Annotated in this window: 28 protein-coding genes and 1 pseudogene; 3 read left to right on the top strand and 26 right to left on the bottom strand. The window is 40.3% G+C overall.

Annotation, left to right across the window (positions count from 1 at the left end):
- Positions 1-46: 46 nt before the first annotated feature.
- From mobQ to EV212_RS13575, 13 genes are all read right to left on the bottom strand, one after another.
- Entirely contained in the window at positions 47-1,465 is a 1,419-nt protein-coding gene (gene mobQ / locus EV212_RS11655; protein WP_132093538.1) for a MobQ family relaxase, read from the bottom strand.
- On the bottom strand, positions 1,465-1,800 hold the full coding sequence (locus EV212_RS11650; protein ID WP_132093535.1) for a DUF3847 domain-containing protein: 336 nt from the start codon (positions 1,798-1,800) through the stop codon (positions 1,465-1,467). The genes mobQ and EV212_RS11650 overlap by 1 nt, the downstream gene beginning before the upstream one ends.
- A gap of 177 nt (positions 1,801-1,977) precedes the next feature.
- Positions 1,978-2,415 (bottom strand): DUF4365 domain-containing protein, encoded by a 438-nt coding sequence (locus EV212_RS11645; protein WP_132093532.1) that lies wholly within the window; start codon positions 2,413-2,415, stop codon positions 1,978-1,980.
- Positions 2,416-2,427: 12 nt separating this feature from the next.
- A complete protein-coding gene (locus EV212_RS13775; RefSeq protein ID WP_243115550.1) occupies positions 2,428-3,063 on the bottom strand; it encodes a hypothetical protein in 636 nt (211 codons plus the stop codon).
- A 73-nt stretch (positions 3,064-3,136) separates the two neighbouring features.
- Positions 3,137-5,164, bottom strand: a complete 2,028-nt coding sequence (locus tag EV212_RS11635) for a DUF4357 domain-containing protein (protein WP_132093529.1) — start codon at positions 5,162-5,164, stop codon at positions 3,137-3,139.
- A 220-nt stretch (positions 5,165-5,384) separates the two neighbouring features.
- Positions 5,385-6,503: an AAA family ATPase gene (locus EV212_RS11630; protein WP_132093526.1), complete on the bottom strand. Its 1,119-nt coding sequence runs from the start codon at positions 6,501-6,503 to the stop codon at positions 5,385-5,387.
- On the bottom strand, positions 6,490-7,287 hold the full coding sequence (locus tag EV212_RS11625; protein ID WP_207669109.1) for a DUF6414 family protein: 798 nt from the start codon (positions 7,285-7,287) through the stop codon (positions 6,490-6,492). The genes EV212_RS11630 and EV212_RS11625 overlap by 14 nt, the downstream gene beginning before the upstream one ends.
- A gap of 2 nt (positions 7,288-7,289) precedes the next feature.
- Positions 7,290-10,100, bottom strand: coding sequence for a DNA methyltransferase (locus EV212_RS11620; protein WP_132093520.1), 2,811 nt, complete (start codon positions 10,098-10,100; stop codon positions 7,290-7,292).
- A gap of 12 nt (positions 10,101-10,112) precedes the next feature.
- On the bottom strand, positions 10,113-10,322 hold the full coding sequence (locus EV212_RS11615; protein WP_132093517.1) for a helix-turn-helix domain-containing protein: 210 nt from the start codon (positions 10,320-10,322) through the stop codon (positions 10,113-10,115).
- Positions 10,323-10,480: 158 nt separating this feature from the next.
- Positions 10,481-10,894 (bottom strand): single-stranded DNA-binding protein, encoded by a 414-nt coding sequence (locus EV212_RS11610; RefSeq protein ID WP_132093514.1) that lies wholly within the window; start codon positions 10,892-10,894, stop codon positions 10,481-10,483.
- A 20-nt stretch (positions 10,895-10,914) separates the two neighbouring features.
- Entirely contained in the window at positions 10,915-11,199 is a 285-nt protein-coding gene (locus tag EV212_RS11605; RefSeq protein WP_132093511.1) for a hypothetical protein, read from the bottom strand.
- A 72-nt stretch (positions 11,200-11,271) separates the two neighbouring features.
- Entirely contained in the window at positions 11,272-11,427 is a 156-nt protein-coding gene (locus tag EV212_RS13580; protein WP_207669108.1) for a hypothetical protein, read from the bottom strand.
- 199 nt (positions 11,428-11,626) lie between these two features.
- Positions 11,627-11,770, bottom strand: a complete 144-nt coding sequence (locus EV212_RS13575; protein WP_207669107.1) for a hypothetical protein — start codon at positions 11,768-11,770, stop codon at positions 11,627-11,629.
- A 373-nt stretch (positions 11,771-12,143) separates the two neighbouring features.
- Between EV212_RS13575 and EV212_RS11600 the strand changes: the two genes are divergently transcribed.
- On the top strand, positions 12,144-12,383 hold the full coding sequence (locus tag EV212_RS11600) for a DUF6061 family protein (RefSeq protein ID WP_132093508.1): 240 nt from the start codon (positions 12,144-12,146) through the stop codon (positions 12,381-12,383).
- A 58-nt stretch (positions 12,384-12,441) separates the two neighbouring features.
- Here the strand turns inward: EV212_RS11600 and EV212_RS11595 are convergent, their stop codons facing one another.
- A complete protein-coding gene (locus EV212_RS11595; protein ID WP_132093505.1) occupies positions 12,442-13,755 on the bottom strand; it encodes a sensor histidine kinase in 1,314 nt (437 codons plus the stop codon).
- Between the two features lie 23 nt (positions 13,756-13,778).
- A complete protein-coding gene (locus tag EV212_RS11590) occupies positions 13,779-14,501 on the bottom strand; it encodes a LytR/AlgR family response regulator transcription factor (RefSeq protein ID WP_132093502.1) in 723 nt (240 codons plus the stop codon).
- A 293-nt stretch (positions 14,502-14,794) separates the two neighbouring features.
- Between EV212_RS11590 and EV212_RS11585 the strand changes: the two genes are divergently transcribed.
- Both EV212_RS11585 and EV212_RS11580 read left to right on the top strand, forming a co-directional pair.
- Positions 14,795-15,538, top strand: a complete 744-nt coding sequence (locus tag EV212_RS11585) for an ABC transporter ATP-binding protein (RefSeq protein ID WP_132093499.1) — start codon at positions 14,795-14,797, stop codon at positions 15,536-15,538.
- A gap of 16 nt (positions 15,539-15,554) precedes the next feature.
- A complete protein-coding gene (locus EV212_RS11580; protein ID WP_132093496.1) occupies positions 15,555-17,681 on the top strand; it encodes an ABC transporter permease in 2,127 nt (708 codons plus the stop codon).
- 129 nt (positions 17,682-17,810) lie between these two features.
- Here EV212_RS11580 and EV212_RS13980 read toward each other — a convergent pair whose 3' ends face one another.
- From EV212_RS13980 to EV212_RS11530, 11 genes and pseudogenes are all read right to left on the bottom strand, one after another.
- A complete protein-coding gene (locus EV212_RS13980; RefSeq protein ID WP_456298271.1) occupies positions 17,811-17,966 on the bottom strand; it encodes a DUF6040 family protein in 156 nt (51 codons plus the stop codon).
- A 164-nt stretch (positions 17,967-18,130) separates the two neighbouring features.
- Complete coding sequence (locus tag EV212_RS11575) at positions 18,131-18,424, bottom strand: hypothetical protein (protein WP_132093493.1); 294 nt, start codon at positions 18,422-18,424, stop codon at positions 18,131-18,133.
- Positions 18,425-18,426: 2 nt separating this feature from the next.
- Positions 18,427-18,708 carry a hypothetical protein gene (locus EV212_RS11570; RefSeq protein ID WP_132093490.1) on the bottom strand — a complete coding sequence of 94 codons (282 nt, stop codon included), beginning with the start codon at positions 18,706-18,708 and terminating at the stop codon, positions 18,427-18,429.
- 25 nt (positions 18,709-18,733) lie between these two features.
- Positions 18,734-19,027, bottom strand: a complete 294-nt coding sequence (locus tag EV212_RS11565; RefSeq protein ID WP_132093486.1) for a hypothetical protein — start codon at positions 19,025-19,027, stop codon at positions 18,734-18,736.
- A gap of 15 nt (positions 19,028-19,042) precedes the next feature.
- The gene (locus EV212_RS11560) at positions 19,043-19,231 is read right to left on the bottom strand and encodes a hypothetical protein (protein ID WP_132093484.1); all 189 of its coding nucleotides are present in this window, start codon (positions 19,229-19,231) and stop codon (positions 19,043-19,045) included.
- 13 nt (positions 19,232-19,244) lie between these two features.
- Entirely contained in the window at positions 19,245-19,592 is a 348-nt protein-coding gene (locus tag EV212_RS11555; protein WP_132093481.1) for a TnpV protein, read from the bottom strand.
- Positions 19,593-19,677: 85 nt separating this feature from the next.
- Positions 19,678-19,827 (bottom strand): annotated as a pseudogene (locus EV212_RS11550) (Maff2 family mobile element protein); the annotation flags it as partial.
- A gap of 74 nt (positions 19,828-19,901) precedes the next feature.
- A complete protein-coding gene (locus tag EV212_RS11545) occupies positions 19,902-21,752 on the bottom strand; it encodes a VirD4-like conjugal transfer protein, CD1115 family (RefSeq protein WP_243115551.1) in 1,851 nt (616 codons plus the stop codon).
- A gap of 71 nt (positions 21,753-21,823) precedes the next feature.
- Complete coding sequence (locus EV212_RS11540; RefSeq protein ID WP_132093476.1) at positions 21,824-22,315, bottom strand: PcfB family protein; 492 nt, start codon at positions 22,313-22,315, stop codon at positions 21,824-21,826.
- Between the two features lie 82 nt (positions 22,316-22,397).
- Positions 22,398-23,195 (bottom strand): ATP-binding protein, encoded by a 798-nt coding sequence (locus tag EV212_RS11535; RefSeq protein ID WP_132093473.1) that lies wholly within the window; start codon positions 23,193-23,195, stop codon positions 22,398-22,400.
- Positions 23,192-24,007 carry a replication initiator protein A gene (locus EV212_RS11530; RefSeq protein ID WP_119201465.1) on the bottom strand — a complete coding sequence of 272 codons (816 nt, stop codon included), beginning with the start codon at positions 24,005-24,007 and terminating at the stop codon, positions 23,192-23,194. The genes EV212_RS11535 and EV212_RS11530 overlap by 4 nt, the downstream gene beginning before the upstream one ends.
- Between the last annotated feature and the right edge of the window lie 7 nt (positions 24,008-24,014).

Here is a 24,014-nt window from a genome sequence, read left to right as displayed (position 1 = left end):
TGGTTCAATATGTCCCGCCTTTTTTGGGGAATTTCCCTTGCTGATTTCAGGGAATTCTGACGCTTTTTTTCGGTAATTCTAGTGTATCATAAACATCAATATCCGCATCCCAGTTCAATGCCTCCAGCTTTTCCTGTTCTTTTTTCCACTGTGCAACCGGCAGCTTCCCTTGTGCATCCCGGTAGGGTTTCAGCCTCCGTTCACACATCCGGTACAAGTCGATCTGCTTTTTATGCTCACTGTAATATTTCTGCTTGGAACCCTTAAAGAAAATCTTATGGTATTTATCCATAACCGGCTGCAGCTTTTTCATTTTCTGGTCGTAATCCATCAGTTCCCGGTATCCGGCAATCTCTCCCCTCCGGGATTTGATTTCGGAACGGATGCCATCCGCAACCGTCTGTAATTCCTCTACTTTCTGGTTCAGCTGTTCCACTGTTGCGATCTGGTTCACAGTCAGATAATTCACTGCCTCTGCAAACTCTTTCAGGTTCATCAGATGTGCTTTCCGGCTCCCATACTGGTAGGTATCTGCCACTTTATCACGTTTCTCATAATAATCCTGCAGGCTTTCCATCAATGTAGGGTTTGCCCTCCGGTACAGTTCCGCGCTTACCTCTTCCCGGAATGTTTTCGCCCACGCAAGGGATTCTTTTAAATGGATCCATATCTCATTTAATTTGCGGATTGCCCGGTTCAGGTCTCCCACCACTGTCCGGATGCCTTTCCTCTCCATCGCCCGGACTTCATATCCTTCATGGATCGTTGGGATCAGTTCAATTCCCTGCTTCTCATAAGACCGGTGGTCAATCCTTGCTGCCAGACCGTTCTCCTTGAATGCCGCATTGACTTTATCCGCCCACTGCTTTCTCCATTCTTCCAGAAGTTCCGGGGAATTCCAGCCGGTAGTGGAAACAGCAGAAAAGATGTATTTTCCGTTTTCATCCCGGATGCGGTTTCCATCTTCATCCAGCTTGTACTCCCTCCGCTGTTTCTTCCCCCATGTCCCATCTTTATTCATGGGACGGATGGGAATCAGCACATGGAAGTGGGGATTGTCTGCAATCTCCGGGTCACTGGATTCCCCCTCATGGACTGCCATATCCACGATCATCCCCCGGCTGACAAACTGTTCCCTGCAGAACTCCCTTGCCAGCTCTACATTTTCTTCCATCGTCAGCTCATTTTGTAATGCAATATTAAAGGAATAGGCAAGCTGTGCCCTCTTTCCTTTCTCTGCAAACTCCACTTCATTCCAGAGTGTCTGGCGGTCAGAGAAACGATCCGGCACATAGTCCGGCAGCATGATCTCGTCAAAGATCACTCCCTGCTTTCTAGTGTAATCATGGATTTCCTCGTAATAATCATTATGCAGTTTCTGACCGGAAATATAAGCTGCGGAACCTACCACCGTCTGCCCTTTTCCCCTTGATACCTGCTTTACAGAAAAATGATACAGCGACATTACTGCTCCTTTCCGGAAGATGCCAGACTGCGGTTATATTCGGAATGGTTCACTGACCATTCCAGCATTTCATGTACACTCTTCATGTGGGCGATACATTTCAAAAATGCCCGGAACTCTTCTTCTGTCAGTACCTTAACTTCCGGGAATGCTTTCTCCACCTCCGCACCTCTGACAATCAGGCTGTGGTTCCTTGCTTTCCGCTTTGCTACCTTCATCTGTTGTTTTGCAAGGTTCAGCCTGCGTTCTTCCACCTCAATCTGATGTTCTGTCTGTTCCAGATTCTGCTGGAGTTTCTCAAGGCTTTGTTTTTTCAGATTTCTTCTTTCTCCCATAATGGTCTCCTTTCTCTTAACTGCATTGTTGACAGATATGAAAAGCCGGTATGAATTCTGTCCCTTAACTCACACCGGTTTCCTGTCCAGACTTTTTCCCCAAAATGGGTAAAAGTAATGGGCAAAACAAAAGGCACCAACTTTTTTACGGTTGATGCCCTTTGGCTTACACATTATTTAATTTTTGAAAAAACATTCTGGTCTATATTGTTCTAATAATGCCTGATTCTTATTTGAAAAATTAATGCCCCACTCAGGTTTATCATAATTTCTGTCTACAAGAACAGCGTTCGGGTTCTTCCAAGCTGTCGCTGGAATTACATATATTTCCGGCAGTTCATTTTCTATAAAATGCAAAAAACAAACAAGATGCCTATCATCCATTACCAGCTTATCTTTTTTTATAAACACGTATTTTCCTTTGAACATTGATTTCACTTGCACTTCATAGAAAATACCGGTCTTTATATCTCTGGCAATAAAGTCTACACCATGATCATCCACTTCAGATGTATATACATCGAATCCGTAAGAAGCAAATTCCATTTTCGCATAATATTCCCCAAACTGACCAAGCTGCATATGATTCAGCCCTGACCATTTCTTACTCGGCATTGTGGTAACCTCCTACATTATTCCATGCTTCATAATAATATCTTCAATAAAACGTGCAGTTTTTATTTTTCCATAATATTTAAAAGGATCAACTGCAATATCCTGGTTATCATGTAGTTGCCATGCAAATGGCACTCCCTGTGAATTTTCTTTCAGCCATGGATCATAAATAGTTTCTTTTTTAAATTTGAACGAAACATAATCTGCTGAATTATAATATCCGTTACTATGATGTAATTCGTCGAGCTGTCTTATCGCCAGTTCCTCCGCTCTGGAAATATGACTTTGTACCATTTCTGCTACTTCATTCGATTTTATGGGTTCCATATATCGAATATTTTTTCCCAGCATAGATGTATAACAAATTTCAGACCATGTGCTTTCGCCGATATATCCTCCCGGGTTAATCACAAAAATTTCATCTGCCATGTCAATTTTGCTTTTATGCATATCATCCAGCATCATCTTTGTCTGCGTTTTTGTTCCTTCATCCATATTTTCCCAAACTTCACTATCTCCTGTGTAACCAAACAGCCCTACTGAGATGACAATACATCCCTGCAAAGTTAATTGCTTTTGTGCTGTCTCAAATTCTTTGCGAAATCGAGTGCTGCCACAAAGCGTAATTACCGGATATTTTTCTGCCATACTCTGTTCATTCCTCTCTTTTGTTAACCAGATCACTATTCCATATATTGTCTCAACTTCTCAGGCAAACGAATTAATGACCAACTACTTTTCCATATTGACGTCCATCTAAGGTGGTCCATTCTCTACGTCCATTTGCAGAACGACCACCTACAATAACTGCAGCTGCAGACGGACTATCGAAAACATAATCCTGAGTAAACACACCGTCTACGATAATTCCATTATCAATCAGATTCTTCCTAATTTCTACATATGAAGATTGACAACTTGGAGTAGTATCTCTAGCGATAGTACTGCCTGCCTTTACTATGAAACTCCCATCGTTCCCAACACAACCCGAAGCATTACATCCACGAATAGCTAAATGAAACATTATTTCTTCATCATCATTTAGTTCTTCTGCTGGATCAATTTTTAAATCCCATTTTTCAGAAAATAATACCAACAATGTCTTTTGACGTTCAGATACAACCTCTGGAGACCAAGAATCTTCGTTCACAACCTGTGTAGTTAAAGTATAGGAAGTAATTCCACCTTTGTTCTGGAAATAGCTCTTTTTCTTAGTGGCAAAATCATAATTCTGTGCTGCTGAATTATGATTTCTGGTTAAAGGTACCAGATTAGCAATTCGATTTAACCAAAAGGCTCGTTCGTCCTGATCAGGCCACAGTTGATCCCATTCACTGCCTTTTTCAGGATTCTGAGGAAGAACATGTTCAATAGTAAACAGCTTTACATCATATTTTGCACCACCATCCGAAACAAATGAATCCAAACGTTGGATAATATAATTACGTCTACGTGAAGGCATACTATAAATTTCGCCATTCAACGCATCTATGAAAGATCGTTTCTCATCTGTGGTCAATTCAATCGTAGTAAGTGGATGTTCTATATTATGTGATGGATTACTATCCATCTCAGCTAAAACCCATTTATAACGATCCATTCGATGATTGACGTCCTGTGCCGTTGCATGAAGAAAAGAAGCCAGACGCTCTAATTTTTTTACAAACCACAAGATATATTCTGAATCATGTAAATGTTCAGCAAAAAATTTTATAGCGGGAGGCATCCAGTCATAATTATCAATCTTATTTAACCAGTATAAAACAGCATTGACCTCATCTGCCCGGGACGAAGCTATGTATTCAAAATTTTTTAATATGGTATAGGCTTCTGCATAAGGGGTCAACACATTATCTACCAATTCTTTGGGCTTTGTACGTTTTACAACATACTCTCGAAATTCTTCCAATAATCCTTTCTTGGGACGTTCTTTTGCAAAGATAGTTCGAGTATGAGTAAATACTTCATTAAAACCTTCTCTCCCCGTTTCATTTTCGAGATCTTCCCATTTATCAGTATAAGCCTGCTGTTCTGTTTCGGAGATTTCTCCGATGATTTCAGATTTAATAATATCAATCGGAAGCAAGTCCAATCCACGACTATTCATGACAGAAAAAACACGAAAAGCGGAATCTTGACTGTCCGTACTTACTGCAACGAGAAAGCATCTGTTCAAAAGAAATGTACTGAAATTAATCAATTCATTCTGATCTCCCTCAAAAACTGACTCAAAACGACTAAGTAACACATTACAGTTTTCCTGAATATGTCGCTGTGCTTCTGTCGAAAGTGTAGTTGCATCAATGCTGATCAAAGATGGAATCTGCACTTCCTGAATGTATTTATTAAAAAAAGCCTGATCACGTTGACGAAGATGCATACGGGGTCTGGCAGGAATCCCGGCAAGTATATTACCGCTTTCCTGAAGCAGGGCATTACATGCTTCTCGCGCCTTCCCTGTCAGATTGGAAGCCAATACTGAAAAAAGAATCGTCAATGTAGTAAGACGTTGCTGTCCATCAATAACATCAGCATATGGTTTGTCTTCCTCTTTAATAAGCACAATTGTGCCAAGAAAATAATTATCTGATGGTTCTGTTCGGTAAAATTCATATAAATCATCAAATAAAATTCCTGCTTCTTCCGTAGTCCATGCATAAGGGCGTTGGTATGCAGGTATATGATACTCAAAATCAGAGCTAAAAATTTTCAGTAATGGATATTCCTTTCCTGTAATTTTACTGCTCATAGTACACCTCCAATTTTTCATTTGTTACAAAAAAGTACATACTTAAAGTACTTTACAGATAGGCACTCGTGCCGCAAGGGGAACCCTTGTCCGAAATCTTGATTTCGCATATCTCCCTGATTGAGTGAATCTTCAATCGGGAGGCAGCTCCGCAGGACGCACGATACATGGCATTGAAAAATGCATGTATAGAAGTGCGCTCTTAGCTTTGCTAAGAGATTTATTCTTCCGCATCACTACATATCTTCCTAATTGCTAAAAGTGAAAATGTATCCTTAACCAAATGTTTTATTTCTCTGGCATTTGATGCAGTAATAGCAGCTTCTTTCAATTTCTCAAACAGTTTACTATCCTCAATATTAAAATCTGTTTTCAACCTTTCTATTTCCAATTCTGCAATTTTTTTCTTTGCCTCATTTGACAATTCATCAAATTTAATGATCGAATCAAAACGGTTATAAATTGGTAATCCCAAATTTTCCTTTACTTCATTAACTGTTCTATAATTTGATGTGCATACAATAATTGCTTTATCTACCGTAACTTTATAATTATGATCCTCGTAAATACCTTCATCAAATAATTGATAAAATGCACTGTGAAATACAGATAAAGCCTTGTCGAACTCATCAAACAAAAGCACATTTGAATCTCTGGCTAAAAGGTCTTGAGCAAAACTTTTCTCATTATATCTTCCACCGAAAATATAATTTGCTGACTCATTATTCTGATACATAGAAAACTGCTTTCTTAATAACTTACCGCCCATTAGATCTGCTAAATATTGTGCCGACTCCGTTTTCCCTAATCCTGAATCTCCATATAACAAAATAACAACCGGCTTTTTTTGTTTGCCATCCATTAAAGGATATATCGCCTGCAGTAATTTACTTTTTGCCTTCTCCTGCCCGATTACTCTTTTCCTATATTGGCTGTTAAATGTCCGCAACATATTTTTTGAAACTTCTAAATAATGTTGATGTTCTTCGTGAATAATGCTCTTATCAAATACACGGTATAACTGCTCTCGAATATTTTCTGGCGGGTTCTGTATATACATATTTGTTACTGATACTCTTGAAATAAAATTAATAAAATTTATAATCACATGCTCTTGGACACTGCAATATTCATCAGCATGAATTACCAGATTTCGAACAATGGGTTTCCGCTTTTTCTGAGTTTTTGGCTTAGGCTGACCTGGAATAATAACATTCATTTCCATCTTTTTATTATCATCATCCAGTTGAGTTGCTAACTCTGTAAGATTTCTTGCCTTCTGTGGAATAATCTTTTCAAAAGCCGAATCTGATCCTACAAATATTTCAATCTTTTTCACGTACCACACCTGCCAATACTATATCATAAACGTTTAATTCATCTTTTCCATTGGATACCGATTCTTCTTCATTAGATACAGATTCGTTGTCATTCACAATATCTTCTGCTGTAATTTTTTCTTCTTCCGGTTTAAAATTAAATTCTTTGTCAATCGACAGATTATCCTCGCTACAGGTTCCTACTTTGATCCCATAATATGTCAATTTCATTTTACTTAAATCGACAAGATTATAATTATTCTTGAATGCTTTAAGATTAAATCTCAATACACTCTTTTTATCTTTTTCAGTTTTCAAAAGCATTTCATAGTAACCACGTTCACCCAATATCGCCTCATTCAGCTTTTCCATATCTATCGGCATTTCTTCTTTAGGCACGATTGTCATATATGAACTGACCATTTTATACAATGTCACTGAATTTTCAGGAGCATAGACCCCACTATTTTCAAATTTTTTCACATGACTATCTTCATATGCTGCTTGTATATAATCTGTTAACAAAGTATTTTTTATGGTTTTATCAAAAGCACTTGTCAAATCTACCGCCGCACTTGCATCTACCTTTCCCTGAAATGTTGCCTTAATATAATTCAAAATGTTAAAACCACTCTTTGCCTGAGCTTCAATCTCTGCTACTATTTTGGCTACCTTTTGTTTGTTTTCTTCTGTCGTCCAATCAAGGCGTCCCCCATTAGTAACATCAACGTAATCCTGTGCAGCGTCTTCATCAAAATATACAATTTTAAGGAATTCTGGTTTTTCAGCTTTTCTATTTTTCAAATTTATTGCTCCTTCTTATTTTGCTGTTGTGTACATAATTGCTGATATCTTTTCATAAGTTCCGCCACACAGGCTGCTTCACTTTTATATGCTTCACTCCCTTTTGTGAATCCATATGCCTGCATCACTGCTATATCATTCTGATGATGTGCTTTCCGCAGTTCCGGCGGCATGGTCAATTCATCATAAAGATCCGCAAGACTACTGTCCGGATATAACGCTCTGGCATCCAAAATTGCCTGTGCAGTCTGTTCAATTTTTTGTTTTTGTTCTTCAGTTGGTGTCGGCCATGGAAAATTGTTATATACAATATTAGCAGAATATCTGTAATCACTCTTCATCCTTCCGCATACTGCACGCATCCATGCCATATGAATATTAGAAGTTAATATTGCAAAATGATACATTGTCGCTTCAGGAATAATGAAATTCAAATCTGTTGAAATTGTATTATTATCCAAAAATCCCATTGGAACATAGCGTCGTTTCTCAGAACTTACTTTCGGTACGAGAATAAACGATACAGGATTATTTATTTCTCTAAACAAGGTTGGAGTTTCAGCCAACTTTCTCCGTCCAGCATCTGGCGATTTTTCCCTGTCTTCTTTACATGCTTCTACTCTTTGAAGTACCATTGGCATTTTTCTCAATTCAGACGGACTAATACCTACCAACCATAAGCACCAACGTTTTTTATTATTTATAAATTCTGTAGAGCCTACAAGTCTTTTCACATAAGGTCTAGCTGATGGTTCTTTCAAAAGGAACTCTTCGTAATCCTCATTTTCAATAATAAGATGTCCACCATCCGCTGGTCTATTTCCCGTAATCATTTGCGGAACATCACACAATGGTTTATTTCTATTAGAAATAAATTCATTCGGAGCTTCTAGCAAATATGCATTTATATTCTTTACTTCTTTAAAACGTCCATTTGAATATATTTTTCTTTTGTCTTGATTATTTGCAACGCTAAACCCGACAATTACACAATGCACATGAGCTTTTAAACTCGCCTCACTATCCCACCGAAATGTCCTATGGGCAAAATCAATATGAATATCAAATCTTTCATATAAAGGTTTCCAGACACCCGCAACCTGCTCTCCCTGTGTAATAGAATTCGTTGATACGAATGCAGTTCGGATTGCTGTTCCCTGCATAAATTTTGATGCTTTAAAATACCATCCTGCAACATAATCAATTTTACCGGCAGTCTTATATGGCTTTCCTTTTTCATCCACATAAATAGACAAAATATCATTTTTCTGTTCTTTACTCTGCAAGGAATATCCAACAAACGGAGGATTCCCCATAATGTACGACAATTGATTTTTGGGAACAACGTTCTCCCAATCCAACTGCAAAGCATTACCTTCCACAATAAACGCATTCGTTGTCAACGGAAGGAAATCCAGATTCATATGAACAATATCTTCTGTTTCTTTCATCATTTGGGATTCTGCGATCCACAGTGCCGTCTTTGCTACCGTAACTGCAAAGTCATTGATTTCAATACCATAGAACTGGTCAATGGATACCTGAATGGGCGATGAACCATCAAAGCCAAAAGTAATCTGACCACCCTGCAACTCTTTTATAACTACATTTTCCAATCGCCGGATACTGATATACGTTTCTGTAAGGAAATTTCCACTTCCTGATGCCGGATCCAGCCACCGCAGCCCTGCCAGTTTTTTCTGAAATTCTTTCAGTTTTTTCTCTTTTGTGCGCTGGACGGGTATTTGCCTGATCTCTTCCAGTTCATTATTCAGGTCCTCCAGAAACAGCGGATCAATCACTTTATGAATATTTTCAATACTTGTATAATGCATCCCGCCAGATCGTCTGGTTTCCGGATTCAATGTGCTTTCAAATACAGCTCCGAAAATAGTCGGACTGATTTCTGACCAATTAAAATCTGCGGATGCTTTTTCAAGCAGCAACTGACGGATTTCTTCTGTAAACTGAGGAATCTCAATATTTTCATTGGCAAATAAGCCGCCGTTTACATATGGAAACGCAGAAAGAGATTCTTCCAGATAGGGGTCTCTGTCTTCCGGTTTTGTGTCAAGCACCTGAAACAATTCGATAACAGCCTTTCTCATATGCTTTGCATCAAATTCTTCCAGATAATCATGAAACATACCATGTCTGCCAAAAACACCTGCATCCTCCGCATACAGACAGAATACAAATCTGACACATAGGATATTCAGGCTTTTCATTGCCCGTTCTGTTGTCGGGTCTACATACTGTTTTGCCAGTGCGTCATAAAGCAGCCCAACAATATCTCCCGCAGCAATAGAAACTTCCATTTCTCTCTGAAGGTTCGTATTCCCCTCTTCCACTAGAAATTGAAGCCGATAATACTCCTTTTCCAGTTCTTCCAGCAAAATAATTTCCGGATCACCACCCGGTTTTTCCATATCATAAATATAAAAGGACTTAAAATTGCTGGTGACAATCCATCTCGGACGTTTTGAATACGGTAATTCTGATGAATATCTCTTCGCCTGCTCAAACGGTGTCAGCATGGAGCCATCAGACTGCTTAATCGCAGCCGTCAGGCTCTTGTTGATACTTTTCTGTTCAATCATGACATGCGTTTTTTCAATGTATCCATCTATAAAACTGGTATGATCAAGATGAACCTGATCTTCAAAAGAAATAAACTGGGAAATATCCGTAACACCAAATACTGTTGTCAATAATTCCACCCAAAATATCTGGCTGTCTCCTTTTTCATATCCCCGATCTTTCCAGTTTTTTGCAAATATTTTTGCAGCTGCCCTTTGCTGTGCATCTGTCATTGCTGCAACCTCCTATACTTCATCATCGGTAAATTCCATCATCTCATCAATGGAACATCCCAGCTTCTTACAAATTTTCTCTACTGTTTCCATGGAAACATACTGATTTTTTCCCATCCGGGCAAGAATATTTCCGCTAATACCGGTCAGATTCTGCATTTCGATCCGTTTCATATTTTTATCAATCAGTAATTTCCACAGTCTGTTATAGCTTACACCCATACATTACCTCCTGATCTGCTTCAAACATAGTTTCATTATATCACGATTTTGTTAGGTTGAATACCAATTTTGCATGAAATATATCTGCTTATCATCCCTTATCATCCGTCTGTTGGTAGAAAAGAGACTGCACCGGGCAATCTCTTTCCTAATAGCACTTACTGAAAAGGGATTTCATCATCATCCCGCACATTCATAAATTCATCCGGATTGGTTCCGGTTTCTTTTTCCCTCTCCGAAGAAGGATTGCTTTCCTTATTCTGTGCAAATTCATGTTCCTCCACAATGACATCGGTTGTATAAACCGTTTTCCCATCCTTATCCTTATAGTTTCCGGTGCTGATACGACCACCAATCACGATACGCATCCCTTTCCGAAGATATTTCTGTGCAAATTCAGCACTCTTACCAAATGTAACACAAGAAATAAAATCTGCCTCCTGTTCCCCATCACGCTTATATCTACGGTTCACAGCCAGCGTATATCTTGCCACTGCCATATCATTGTCTTTGCCGGCATATTTGATCTCCGGATTTTTTGTCAGTCTGCCCATTAAAATAACTTTATTCATAGTTTTTGTCCTTTCTGCAGCTATGCTGCCATACAATCATCATTCGGCACCATCAATGCACTGGTTCCCGGCGGTCTGGTTCCATCATCAGGCGAAAACAATTCGCAGATATGGAAATATATCACCGAATACTGTTCTGACAAACCTCTTCTTTCCAACTTATTGCATAACCTGATGATTCTTCTCTTCATACAGTTGTTTGTCGCAAGCAACGCAACAGACCGCAGCCTTTCCTTTGTGTTCTTCAGATTTGGACAGCCAAACCAGTAAATCAGCTGCATCTCTTCCACTTTCAGATATCTCACTTTCATCACCTCTTTCTTTCAGACTTACGCCTTTATTTAAAAAATTCTTCCGGATTTGTTTTTTTACCCTGACTAGCTGTGGCTCTTGCAAACCACCTCTGCCTGCACGCAGGCAACTGCTCTAAGGCTCTGAGCAGCCCGCCCATCTCCGGGAGTGTCATTATTTCTTCGCTCAATTTCCATTAGAAACGTCATGGCGTAAGTCTGTTCACCAGTCAGGAAACTCATAAAATTGTCAAGGTACGCAGAAGGTTCTAAAAATGCCCTCACATACTAAATTCAAGTGACTTTATCCGATGCAAAATAAAAATGAGATTTTCTAACATTTTTATTATTCTTTCTTCCGTTTCTGTTCTAAAAAGCACAGTAATTTAGTAAAACCTCCTGTAAATGCCACTGTATGTAAACTTCAAATAGCTTTACCAAATCACAACATGATTTTTTCTTGCATTTTTAATCCTTCTACTAATACAGGACTGGGAAGGGTAAAAGTTGACCTGTTTTGAAAATTATATTGTATTTTTTCAGATACAAAAGCACAGGCACCGACCAGATTTCCGCCAGCTCCCATTTGGGTATGCAAAACAAAAGACACCAACTTTTTTACGGTTGATGCCCTTTGGGTTACTCACTATTCTTTTTTCACAAAACCGGAATTGATATTTCACTTATTTTAAGAAATTTAATAATTATTATATTTGCTTATCAAATTCCTCACAAACCATTGAAAACACTAAGTTTGTAGCAAGTGAACTTTCCCTTACTCTTTCCCTTGTGTTATACCATCCCATTGCTTTTCACGAACCTTAATATGGGAAAAAATAAGGGAAAGAAACTCTCATAACACAGTATAACATATAACAATATCGACATGGTGAACTGATTGAAATGTTTCCGATATTTAATTCTGTAACTGATTATTAAAAATATGGAGATGAGATACGATGAGAACAATATATGCAGAATACAACATCTATCATAATAGTATTGATGTTTATACTAGCGCCGGATATATGCTTCGCATTGATTGTTGGGAAGCTGAGAAAGATTTAAAAACCACACCCGGATCAGAGTGTGCATTAACCTCGCTAGCTGTAGATGAGCCATTAGAATATGCAAGACTATTTCTTGATGGTAATTTACATATGTGGATAGATGCGGATGATTCATTAGAACCTTATTAAAAAGAAAATGGGATGTGTTACAGTCTCTCAAATTCGTTACTGCAACATATCCCATCAACTATATATAAACAAATAGAAACACTTCAAATATTCTCTCCTGAACATGAATTTCCATCTTACCATCATTTCGTCGTACCACATCTTCTATACTCTTCAGTCCGATTCCATGATTTTTATAATCAGATTTCGTAGTAAGAAACACACCTTTTTGTTTTTCATCCTGTATCAGCATGGCATCTTCTGACACCGGATTTTTCACAGAAAGTACAAACATCCCTTTTTGCATACGACTTTCTAGTGCGATCATCCGTTTTTCTTCAGGAAGATGTTTACAAGCTTCTATCGCATTATCCAAAGTATTGGCAAACAATGCACAAATATCCATTTTATTCAGTGCTAGTTCTGTGGGAATATCCAACTTATAAGAAAACTCAATCTCAAGCTCCTCCATTGCAGCTGCCTTTACCGTAAGCACTGCATTTATTGTAGAATCTCCACAGTAGTGCGAATTTCGGATATTTACTGTATTGTCCAAAAGATTCTGTATATACTCCTCTTTTTCCTTTTCCGGCAGCACAGACAACGTCTGAAGGTGATTTACCATATCGTGACGCATACGCCGAATTTCAAAATGCTGTTGTTCCATTGATTCGTAATATCTTTGATTCATTTCTGCATACATGCTCTGTTGCTCAAGCTTACGCTGACGTGACAGAACCACTGTTGTCCATAAAAGACCGACAAAAGAAAACAATGCCAGTAAAAGTAATACTATATATTGCTTTTCCTGAGCATTTTGGGCTACCGTCAGGTAATTGTTCTGCCCGATTTCTTCTGCAAGAAACCGTTGGGTTTCTGTTGTTCCCAACACAAGCGTCAGAACAATTCCTATCGGCGTAAGATTCAAAAGTAACAACAATTTCCACATTCCTGGAGTAAGCTCGCTGTCCCGTTCTGGGCGAAATAACCGTACTGTCCAATACAATACCAACGCAAAAAAAGCTCGGAACATAGGTTTATATTTTAAGAGCTCCATTGTAGAAAAGTCATCCAACAGGGCGCTGAATGAAAATACTGCACTTGCGATCATAGTGCCTATCGCAAGTTTTTTCAGTCCACTTCCCTCACAACACACAAATATTGTTACCAAAAAAAATACAAATGAAGGAGGTAAATTTGCCCAGTCAGAAAGGAAAATAATCATGTTAAGTGCAACGGTACATGCAATCCAAAGCAGTATTCTCGACCACAAACTTTTTTTGATTTCTATTAGTTTTCCTACTGTAAAATACAGTGAACTTCCACTTATAATAATACAAATCAATCCAAATATAAGGAAAGGCATACTACTGATAGCCATTTCAATTACCATAATTACTCAGTCTCCTCATATTACTATCCTATCAGCATAATTCTTGCTAATTTTGTAGTAGCTGTTTCTTTTAGTGCCCGGCTAATTGGCAAATTCTGCATTTCCCTATTCTGTCCTAAAATATCCAGAGAAGTGCGACCTATATGTGTTACTTTTTTCCCATTCACCAGATATCTCTGATGAATCCGCACAAAAGATCTCCCCATTTTTTTTTCCAACGCATCTAATTTCTCATAAAAAGGATAAATTCCTCTAAGTGTTACCAGCTTTACTAACCTTCTATCACTGTAAAAATAGAGAATTTCTTCATAATGGAATCGGTATATTCCATCGCTATTTTTTACTATAAAAGTTTCCTGTAATCTTTCCTTCAAGATGTGCTTTACCCTGTCATACACTTCCCGAAGCCTTTGTAATCCTACCGGTTTTATTACATAATCCAACGCTCCAACACGATACCCGTCAAACACATAATCCTGATACCCGGTAACAAATACAATCAAAAGATTTTCATCAAAGGTACGGATTCTCTCTGCTGTTTCCATCCCATTCATCCCGCTCATTTCCACATCCAGAAACAGCAGATCAATCTGACCGGGATATTTCCGAAGCCATTTTTCGGCATTTACACCAGATGTAAATTCATACACAATTTCTTCTGAGTTCTCATCTATGATCTTTTCCAATTGAAACCGCAAAGCATCTCTTGCCTCTGTTTCATCATCACAAATTGCAATACGAAGCATAAGAATGTCTCCCTTCATTATTTCTTTGTTATTATAGCAGTCTTCTGAAAAATTAGCCATCCCGAAATACCAGCAAATATTTTTTACTTTTCTAAACTTTACATAGAAGCCACAAAACTTTACATTTCACTCCTCATTTTTCCAATCTTTACACTATACTTTCCAAACTTTACAACAGAAAACTTACCAATTCTCTTTTGTGATAAGGTAATGTCAGAACTTTAAATATTGTGCACAAGTAAATAGTTCTTGTATACAACTTACACATCAATGATAGAAAAGGAGAATGCATTATGCTATATGTAAAAAATCTGGAAAAATCCTATTACATCGGCAAAACAGAATACCCTGTTTTGAAAGGAGTAAATCTTCATGTAGCCCAGGGAGAATTTGTAGCTGTCATGGGGCCTTCCGGCTCTGGAAAAACCACACTACTCAACTGCATTTCTTGTTACATTCCTTATGACAGAGGAGTGATTACTCTGGGTGGACAAAAATTAGGAAACATGGATGAAACCTCTCTGGCTAAAATCCGCAATGAAAAGCTGGGATTTGTCTTCCAAGACTTCATGCTTTTAGATGGTCTTACTATTCGGGAAAATATTTTAATTCCACGTATCATCAAAGGCACTGTAGATAAAGACGGCGAAAATCTGGCAGATCAGCTGATTCAACTTTTCGGCATCGAACATATCCAGAACAAATTCCCGGCAGAGGTATCCGGAGGTGAACGGCAGCGTACTGCTGTTGCACGAAGTCTTATGAATAATCCTCTGCTGTTGCTAGCAGATGAACCTACCGGAAATTTAGACAGTAAATCCAGCCGGAACGTAATTGAATCATTCGAAGATGCCCGAACACAGTTGGGTGCTACCATTTTTATGGTTACACACGATGCTTTTTCGGCTTCCTTCTGTGACCGGGTAATTTTGTTGAAAGATGGGCACATTTACAAGCAACTGGAAAACCATAGTGAACGTTCCATATTTCACAGTCAGCTCTTAGATGCGTTAAAAGAAATGAGCAGCGACGACTAAAAAGGAGGACATCTCTATGAATATGAAAAATATAGAACAAAAATTAAGACACGCCGACTATAAACAGGCAAAACTCTACTTTTTTTGTAACTTTATTGCGCTAATGATCATCACGGCGTATGCATTGCTGATGAAATCCCCCACGATACTCACCATTTTACCGGAAGGAGGAGACAGCCGCAGACAAATGTACATGATTTTCGTACTCACATTATTTGGGTGTGTGATATTTACCATATATGCAGCAAGCCTGTTTTTCCGCAAAAAAACACGGCAGATTGGGATTTTGATGGCTCTTGGCGCTTCCAAAAAGGCACTGATACCGGGGATATTTCGAGAGGTGTTTACTTTAAGCAGTCTTTCTTCTCTGACAGGTATGCTGGCTGGTATTCCACTGATGTATCTTCTCTGGAACTCCTTTCAACTTTTGGTAGAAAGCCCCGAAATGACACTTCGTTTGGATTACACGGCGTTGCGTATATCCGGTCTGTTTATGCTTCTGGTTATTATATTTGCCTGTGTCACTGCCAATTATTACCTTTCCCGTACTGACATTATTGATGTGATTCAGGAAGAACATCGAAACGAGCCTGTCAAACAGCTTGGCAAATGGTGCGGTCCTCTCGGGCTGTTGCTTATCCTCATTGGTGCAATCATAGGGTATTCTGCACCTGGATTTTGGATAAGTGTGTTCCATCGCTATCCTTCGGTCTCGGTTAATCTGCTTTACGCTCCAGTGTTTATCGGGCTTTATTTGGTAATGCTTCACACAGTGGTTCACGGATGGCGGTCTAATAGAAAGAATCCTTACCGCAACATTATTTCCCGCAGTATGATGAAATTTCAAGGAAAACAAACCGTAAACAACCTTTTGGTCAGCACTGTACTCATAGCCGGAGCGTGTTTTGCTATTTTCTATATCCCTATGCTGGGAGTCGGACAGCTTGTTTCCGTATCTGGTTGGGAATTTGATTATATGTATGACTACCGCCTTGATCAAACAGTTCCTTCTCCAAACGAGATTGAAGAAATAGCTGCAGGCCATGATCTGGTACTGAAGGACTGGAAAGAAATTCCTTACATCACTCTCGCCCAAGATGGAGAGAAGGAAGTTGAAGATGAGGATAATCGTTTTCACTATGAATACCAACAGCTTTTATGTGAAACGAAATATGTTTCCGAGTCAGCGTTCAATCAGCTTACCGGACAGACACTGGACATTCTTCCCGGAACTTTCCGTCTGATTACAGATAAAGATGATAATGCAGCAAAGTATGCCAAGCGTTCTGACAGTATTCTTACGAATATGGACACCCGGAAAACCCTTTCAGTAACTTATGAAGGCTTGGCTTATTTCAGCATGCTTACCGGAATGGTTCCCTATTATGTACTGGATGATAAGGATTATGCTCAGATTTCTCAAGGTCTTTCCTCTGAATGGATGGGAAATGCGCACTTTTTCAATGCGGACGGTAAAGATGTATACGCATTTGCCGATGAGTTTTTCCACACTTTTGTAAAATCCTTTGGACCGGAATGTGAGTATCCTGCATATTATGACCGCATAAACAAAATTGCTGCGAATGAACAGGGTGAAGTTTACTGGGGAGATACGGATGATTTGACAAAAATCAGCCTTTCTAAACCTGACACTTCCGATTTTCGTGCCTACTGGGCTTTTATGCCAAAATTCCGGTCACTGAATATGAATGATTTTATGAACACCTTTGCGGTATACCTAATGACCTTCCTCTTTATTTTCATTGTATGTGTTACTACAGCCTGCGTCATCTGTTATACCCGTTGCCAGACTATCGCTCTAAACAACCGCTATATTTTTGACGATTTGAAACGTCTGGGTGCTTCTCCCGACTTCTTGAACCGGGAAGTCAGAGTTCAGTGTAAACGAGTCTTTCATACGCCGACCGTTGTAGGTATGACAATGATGTTCTTATTGTATTTCATGATTATGTATGCCAATGATGGACGAATTTCCATACCGGAACTTGCAGGAATGGGGGCTTGTGCTGTAGTGTTAATTCTCATTATGTTATTGATTTACCTTATTTATCGTAAGACTGTTGCCATCATGAAACGAGAGTTAGATTTAATTCCAAACATATCAAATACATCAAACAATTAAAAATTTAAGAGAGAATCTCTAAAGAGAATGTTTCCCTTCTAACAAGAAAGGAAACATTCTCTTTTATGCAGGAGAGCGACAAGTTTGCTTCTCGCTGTTCATTTTCATCATTTTTATTTTCTGTGGGAATCAAAAATTTCTCTTTTCCAACAAGACTTTCAGATAACATCTAATCCCGATATACATTCCTTGTAAAAGCATGAAAGAGATTAAAAGATTTGCGGACAATACTTTTTTGATTGATTCTCCGAAATAAATGATGACAGTAGCACTTGTCAGTATCATTAGCAGGGTATGGCATGATTAACAAAAAAGAAATTCTTCACTTCGAAAAATTACGACTTATAGCATAGTATATCACAAAATAATCCCTTATTCCATATGCTTTCCGAGTTATGGTAGTATGTGGTAGTATGCGTGAATTATTTTAATAACATTTCCCAATTCATTTAAGATATTTCCTTGATGATACTTTTTACAATCTTATGCAACCGAATCCCGTCCCTCAGCCCTAATCGGTAAAAGAACTGCTCAGCATCTGCACCGCTGTCAAAAATAGCATCGCAGTATGCCCGGACTGCTTGTTGTTTCTCCTCTGGAAGCAATGCCACCGCTTCCTCATACTTTCGTTCCACATCATCCTCATTATCCGGCTCTTTCCCTGCTTTCACCTGGCTGAATGCTTTCTGCATCCGTTCCTGAATAATAAAATCCACAAACTCCTTTAATGATTCCTCTTTCATCCTCATACATCCCTTTCTGTCTCACACACCAGACGTTCATAATCCAGAAATCCACGGATATACATTTCCCGGCTGATATACGCTTCCACTGCGTGTCTTGCCGATACGATACGGTCAATGAGCGTCCAGAACTCATGTCCATACTGCTCGATATATGGCTCCAATTCATCCATCGTTTTCTCGCATTCACCTTCCAGTTCGATCAGCTCCGGGTCAATCCGCAAATATGCCTCAAGTCTGATCTCATTCCAGTCGAAGTAGCTTTCCACTAATTCTCTTTTCATAATCGTGTCCCTTTCTGCCCTATTCCTATGTAAAAGAGCGAATATATTCTTCCAAAAGTATAATTCCTGCAATCACAATTTCAATCGTACATGGCAGGAGATAAAACAGGAATCCAGCCAGAACCATTTTCAAGCATTCCCCCGTACTTTCCAGCCCAAAACCATAGCTTAGCAATGCAGTCAAAAGAAAAATTCCTGCAATGCTCCGGAAGATAACTGCTGATATTCCTGCGAGGAACTCTGCGAACAGTCTTATTACTGTCAGCGCAATTATTACAGGCAGTAACATGATTTTCAAAATAAAACGTATGGCTTTCATCCTGTGTTCTCCTTCCTAACCGGCATTTCTATTCACATAATTCTGGTACTTTTCAAATACGGAATCTGTTACACCGTTTTTGTAGATTTTCCGAATGTCCGTAATCTCTTCATCCTTTAAGAGTTTCAGCCATTCCAGAAGGTCTTTCCGGCTGATGGCAATACTACAGCACCGTCCATCAGCATATTCAATCCGATATCTCATAGCCACTTCCCCTTCATACATAAATCAGTTCATTCAAAATAATCTCATCCACCCGATTACGGATGTTATTGCAATGCCGCACCCATTCCATAGGATTTTCTGCTTTCAATTCTTCTGTCACACCTTCTGCATCCTTCATCTGTGCCTCCAGACGGTCAGCAAGCTCCCATGCCTGTTCATTCAGATCAGCAAGATAACTGTCCAGCTTTCCAGTCAGTAGCAGATAATTGTATCTTCCAGCTTTGTATTCTTTCATATATACCTTTCGGAGCATCCCCCATCGTCCGATTTCCCGTTTTTCTTCCGGCAGTGTAAGATTAGGTAAATAATAGTCCCCTACTTTTACGTACTCGATTTTCATATGAATATCCTTTCGTTATGTGCAATTTACAAGTTACCTACGTAGGATGTGCTGATTCTCCTGTTTTTTTGTTTCTCATAGAAGGCATTAAATGTTTGATTCCCTGGCTCTTTGCGCCAGGGTTGTCATTGCCATAACCTTCGAGAAGGTTAATGACACCCCATACGCCAAGGCCCGCCCCGATTGCTACGACCAGGGTCTTAAGAGTAGTAATTGCACTGGTAAAAAATGCCATATAAATCACCAAAACTAACTTTGCCGGGTGTAACCGGGAATGAAAAACGCCGGTAACAATACCGGCGCACCCTGTTAGTTATTCCTTTCCTCATTATTTTCCTGCTCATTCCCGTCTCCTGAAAGATCCATTTCCATCACTTCCACCTCATCATCAGGTTTCGGTGTGTACTTCGGATCCAGTTCCTTTTCCACTTTAAACCGGTTCTTCTCACTATAATCTGCAAGGAGCCGGTAATTGGGGTGTTTGGTTATATCGTATTTGTCCGAATAGAACGGACGGACACCACGGATCTGCAGGATACATTTCCCGCCGTCCATGACTGCGATCTCATCCTCTGTCATCAGCTGTTTCCCGGTTTTCTGGTAATTCAGCCCGAATGACTTCTGGTTGCTGCGTGTTTCCGAGGTGTTGTAAAGGTCAATCGTCTCCTTCCCCAGAAGCTCACTCATCTCTTTCAGAGTGGTCTTTTCCTTGCCTCCAAGGAACAGCATCGTGTCACAATTCCCTAAAATTGTGTCCGCACTATCCTTGTACATTGCCTTCAGCTGGCTCTGTGACTGCAAAATAATAGAAGCAGAGATTTCCCTGCTTCGGATGGTGGCAATCAGCTTATCAAACTGCGGAATCTGCCCGATGTTGGCAAACTCATCGCAGATAACCCGTACATGGACCGGCAGCCTGCCGCCGTATTGATCATCTGCCTTATCACAGAGCAGGTTGAAAAGCTGAGACTGCAGCATGGCGATCACAAAATTAAAGGTGGTATCTGTATCTGACATAATCAGAAACAATGCCGTCTTCCGGTCTCCCACCTTATCCAGTTCCATCTCATCGTAGCTCATGATCTCCCGAAGCTCGGCAATATCAAACGGAGCCAGTCTGGCACCGCAGCTGATCAGGATAGATTTTGCTGTCTTACCTGCCGCCAGCTTGTATTTCTTATACTGACGTACCGCAAAGTGTTCCGGATTCCTTTTTTCCAGATCTTCAAACAGCATATCCACTGGATTTTTGTAATTCTCGTCATCCTCCCTGGTCTCACTTTCATTCAAAAGGTCGATCAGGGTGTTCATGTTCTTCTCATCCTCGTCCCCCTCATACCAGATCAGAGCAATCAGTGCTGTATACAGCAGTTTTTCTGCTTTGACCCAGAAATCCTCGGTTGCCTTTTCCCCTTCCCCTTTGGTGTTGGCAATGATAACCGTCACCAGTTTCAGGATATCCTTTTCGGATTTTAAATAGGCAAACGGATTGTAATGGAGCGATTTGGAGAAGTTAATGGTATTTAAGACCTTGATTACATAAGGCTCATGCACCACCTTCCCGGATTTATCTTTCACAATATTTCCATGCTTGTCTCTCTTTGGCGGTCCTTTGGCTAACATCTTCCCGCATTCTTCGATCAGTGTTCCCTTCGGGTCTGTGATGACCATGGAACAATTCATCATCATAATAGAGATCTTTACGAAAAACCTTGTTTTACCACTACCGGAACCGCCGATGACACAGATATTTTTGTTTCTGGCATACTTGGGGTTCTTTGGGCGGCTCTCCATGGTAATGGATTCTGTTGCCGTCAGCGGAATGTTCATCCAGAAATCATCTGCCATAAATGGTTTGATGTCTTCTGCTGTTCCCCACCTCGCTGAACCATACTCCACTCCTTTGCGGAGCTTTTTTGCATCTGCCTGTTTCTGCCAGATCAATATCTTCACAACTGCCGCAATCCCGACTCCCACCAGAACATCCATGTAATAAAGACTTGGCAGGAACCCAGTCAGAATCCGGTCAGCATGTTCCATGGCATATAATAGTTTGTTTCCCATATCTGCCCCGGGGCTTGCCCGGTACAGGCAGGATGCCCTGTCTGCAAACAAAAAGATGAACAGGTACGGAAGATTGGTCAGAATAAGCTTTTTCATATCCAAAGCGGACAGCGTAACTCTGGCTTTTGCTTTCAGCTTGTTGGTCAGACCCCCGGCAGTAAGCTTTCTCACCGGGATACCTCCTGATGCTTATTTCTGGCTTTGTCCTTCGTTTTCCCTGCAACAATACTTCTGTATGCCGCCAGACGTTTGTGGATAGAAGGACGGTTCGCCTTTTGGATCTCTTTCTGGGAAAATTCACGGAAAGCTGCGGTGATCGCATCCTGGTCACGTCCCTTAAAGAACACCATATAAACCGGCGGATCTTTGGTCTTATCCTTTTTCAGGGCATAATTGATCCCGTATTTTCTGGCATACCGTTCAAAAGACTTGATGTTCTTGGGTGTGATCTCAATATTCGTCATCCCGGCATTCTGCTTTGCCAGCTCCTTCACCGTGATTTTCCCCTGTTTCGGCTGATTTTTCTGTGCTTTCTTCTCAGCACTTTTCTGTTTCTGATGCCGCAGGTATGCGGCAATCACTTTTTTCAGCACATCTGCCGTCATTTTTGTGGTACGCACACAAAAAGTCACCGTTTTCTGTGTTACTTCTTCCTGCATGAATTTCCCTCCTTTCAGCGTATTACGTGCTGTCCCAACCTAAGACCATCGGTATCACCCCTTTCATCAAAGAAGGAACCGATCAGCCACTGATCAGACTCTGCATCCGACCGAGCTTTTCCGTTCCTTCTTCTCTTCGCTTATCTGCCCCGCCACAATAGACAGGCACACACATCTCCAATATTCTGCTGTAAATTCGCTTATGGGCTACATCAAGCGATTCATCTTTCATATCATTCAACCCGAGATTTGTTGTGATGATGAGAGGCTTCATTTTACAGTACCTGCTGTCAATCACGTTATAGATCTGCTCCAGGGCAAACTCTGAATTGCGTTCTATCCCCAGATCATCAATGATCAAAAGCGGGTAATCCACCAGATTCTGCACGATCTGGTTTTTATCTGCCTGATAGTTTGTCATTTCATTCAGGATACGGGAGAAGTTCGTCATCATCACCCGCTCCCCCTGTTCCAGAAGGGCATTGGCAATACACCCGGCAAAAAAACTCTTCCCAGTCCCCACCGGACCCATCAGGAGAAGCCCTACATTTTCTTTTTTCATCTTCTCCCAGTTTTTTGCATACTGCCTGGCAATGAGCATCTTATCATTCGACCCATTATCATTTTCAAACCGCCATTCCCAGAACCTCCGGTCTCTAAGTCCCACAGATTTTCTCTGGTAAAGCTCCCTCTGGGCTTCCTCCCTGCGGAGCTGCTCTTCTTTTTCTTTTCTTGCCTGAACCTCGCAGTCACACAGGCAGCCCACTACACGATCCCTTCCCATAAAATTGATCCTCAGCTGTTTTCGTTTCCCGCATACACCACACTGGAGGCATCCGTCTTCCCCAAGAAAATCAGCCACATTCCTGCTATCTGTCATAGACTCTCTCCTTCCTCAAAGTCATATCTTCCAGAACCGGTTTTCAGTTCTTCCCTTCCTGCCCAGAGAAGAAGCGTTGCGAAATGATCCTGATAGGTTTTCCCAGTGGATTTCATATAAGCAGAAAGCTGGTCGATCATCCTCTGGCAGTCATACGGATACAGTTTCCGCAGCTCCCGGTATTCTTCCACGGAAAGACGAACATTTCCAAATCGCCCATACAGACAGGAGCTTTCCTTTTCAGAAGCGTGGCTTTTCTTACTCCTATCAGTATCATTCTTATCAGTCTTATTTATATCAGTATTACTTGTGGCAAAATTCTTGCACTCCGGACTTCCATTTTTTTGCGTTCCGGACTGCAAGTTTTTTGCATTCCGGACTGCCAGATTCTTGCGTTCCGGACAGCAAATTTCTTGCATTCCAGAAGGATAATAAACTGCCGGTTTTGCCCGGATGCGTTTCACAAAGTTCTTCACATATATCACCGATGGACGGTTGCAGCCCTGCCGGTACCGTTCGATCAAACCGATGCCATGTACACTATCAAGCTCCCGGAGAAGCTTTGTGACCGTTGTGTGTGACATATGCAGCACTTCCTGAAGTTCAGCTACCGTGTAGATGATATACACATAACCATCAGCATCCACCCAGCCATTTTTCTTTGAAAGGTTGATCCTGTCCAGCAGGATGCCATACAGAAGCTTTGCATCCGTGGACAGTCCTTCAAATTCCTTTTCTGTGAACAGTGCCTTGGGAATACGGAAAAATGAAAACTGCTCGGATTCTTCTACCCGGAAGTATTCATAATCCATTTTTTCA

The organism is Frisingicoccus caecimuris, assembly GCF_004340975.1.
In the GTDB taxonomy this organism is placed as follows: domain Bacteria; phylum Bacillota; class Clostridia; order Lachnospirales; family Lachnospiraceae; genus Frisingicoccus; species Frisingicoccus caecimuris.
Note: the sequence above shows the minus strand (reverse complement) of the source record. Positions and strands in the feature narration are given on the sequence as shown.

Excerpts from the sequence above, each read along its gene's own strand:
- EV212_RS11545 (WP_243115551.1), bottom strand. The coding sequence starts at position 21,752 with ATGAAAAAGCTTATTCTGACCAATCTTCCGTACCTGTTCATCTTTTTG.
- EV212_RS11635 (WP_132093529.1), bottom strand. The coding sequence starts at position 5,164 with ATGAGCAGTAAAATTACAGGAAAGGAATATCCATTACTGAAAATTTTT.
- EV212_RS11650 (WP_132093535.1), bottom strand. The coding sequence starts at position 1,800 with ATGGGAGAAAGAAGAAATCTGAAAAAACAAAGCCTTGAGAAACTCCAG.
- EV212_RS13580 (WP_207669108.1), bottom strand. The coding sequence starts at position 11,427 with ATGAGTTTCCTGACTGGTGAACAGACTTACGCCATGACGTTTCTAATG.
- EV212_RS11620 (WP_132093520.1), bottom strand. The coding sequence starts at position 10,100 with ATGACAGATGCACAGCAAAGGGCAGCTGCAAAAATATTTGCAAAAAAC.
- EV212_RS11565 (WP_132093486.1), bottom strand. The coding sequence starts at position 19,027 with ATGAAAGCCATACGTTTTATTTTGAAAATCATGTTACTGCCTGTAATA.
- EV212_RS11570 (WP_132093490.1), bottom strand. The coding sequence starts at position 18,708 with ATGAAAAGAGAATTAGTGGAAAGCTACTTCGACTGGAATGAGATCAGA.
- EV212_RS13575 (WP_207669107.1), bottom strand. The coding sequence starts at position 11,770 with ATGGGAGCTGGCGGAAATCTGGTCGGTGCCTGTGCTTTTGTATCTGAA.
- EV212_RS11600 (WP_132093508.1), top strand. The coding sequence starts at position 12,144 with ATGAGAACAATATATGCAGAATACAACATCTATCATAATAGTATTGAT.
- EV212_RS11595 (WP_132093505.1), bottom strand. The coding sequence starts at position 13,755 with ATGGTAATTGAAATGGCTATCAGTAGTATGCCTTTCCTTATATTTGGA.
- EV212_RS11580 (WP_132093496.1), top strand. The coding sequence starts at position 15,555 with ATGAATATGAAAAATATAGAACAAAAATTAAGACACGCCGACTATAAA.
- EV212_RS11540 (WP_132093476.1), bottom strand. The coding sequence starts at position 22,315 with ATGCAGGAAGAAGTAACACAGAAAACGGTGACTTTTTGTGTGCGTACC.
- EV212_RS11535 (WP_132093473.1), bottom strand. The coding sequence starts at position 23,195 with ATGACAGATAGCAGGAATGTGGCTGATTTTCTTGGGGAAGACGGATGC.
- EV212_RS11585 (WP_132093499.1), top strand. The coding sequence starts at position 14,795 with ATGCTATATGTAAAAAATCTGGAAAAATCCTATTACATCGGCAAAACA.
- EV212_RS11555 (WP_132093481.1), bottom strand. The coding sequence starts at position 19,592 with ATGAAAATCGAGTACGTAAAAGTAGGGGACTATTATTTACCTAATCTT.
- EV212_RS11575 (WP_132093493.1), bottom strand. The coding sequence starts at position 18,424 with ATGAAAGAGGAATCATTAAAGGAGTTTGTGGATTTTATTATTCAGGAA.
- EV212_RS11615 (WP_132093517.1), bottom strand. The coding sequence starts at position 10,322 with ATGGGTGTAAGCTATAACAGACTGTGGAAATTACTGATTGATAAAAAT.
- EV212_RS13775 (WP_243115550.1), bottom strand. The coding sequence starts at position 3,063 with ATGGCAGAAAAATATCCGGTAATTACGCTTTGTGGCAGCACTCGATTT.
- EV212_RS11560 (WP_132093484.1), bottom strand. The coding sequence starts at position 19,231 with ATGAGATATCGGATTGAATATGCTGATGGACGGTGCTGTAGTATTGCC.
- EV212_RS13980 (WP_456298271.1), bottom strand. The coding sequence starts at position 17,966 with ATGATACTGACAAGTGCTACTGTCATCATTTATTTCGGAGAATCAATC.
- EV212_RS11590 (WP_132093502.1), bottom strand. The coding sequence starts at position 14,501 with ATGCTTCGTATTGCAATTTGTGATGATGAAACAGAGGCAAGAGATGCT.
- EV212_RS11645 (WP_132093532.1), bottom strand. The coding sequence starts at position 2,415 with ATGCCGAGTAAGAAATGGTCAGGGCTGAATCATATGCAGCTTGGTCAG.
- mobQ (WP_132093538.1), bottom strand. The coding sequence starts at position 1,465 with ATGTCGCTGTATCATTTTTCTGTAAAGCAGGTATCAAGGGGAAAAGGG.
- EV212_RS11610 (WP_132093514.1), bottom strand. The coding sequence starts at position 10,894 with ATGAATAAAGTTATTTTAATGGGCAGACTGACAAAAAATCCGGAGATC.
- EV212_RS11530 (WP_119201465.1), bottom strand. The coding sequence starts at position 24,007 with ATGGATTATGAATACTTCCGGGTAGAAGAATCCGAGCAGTTTTCATTT.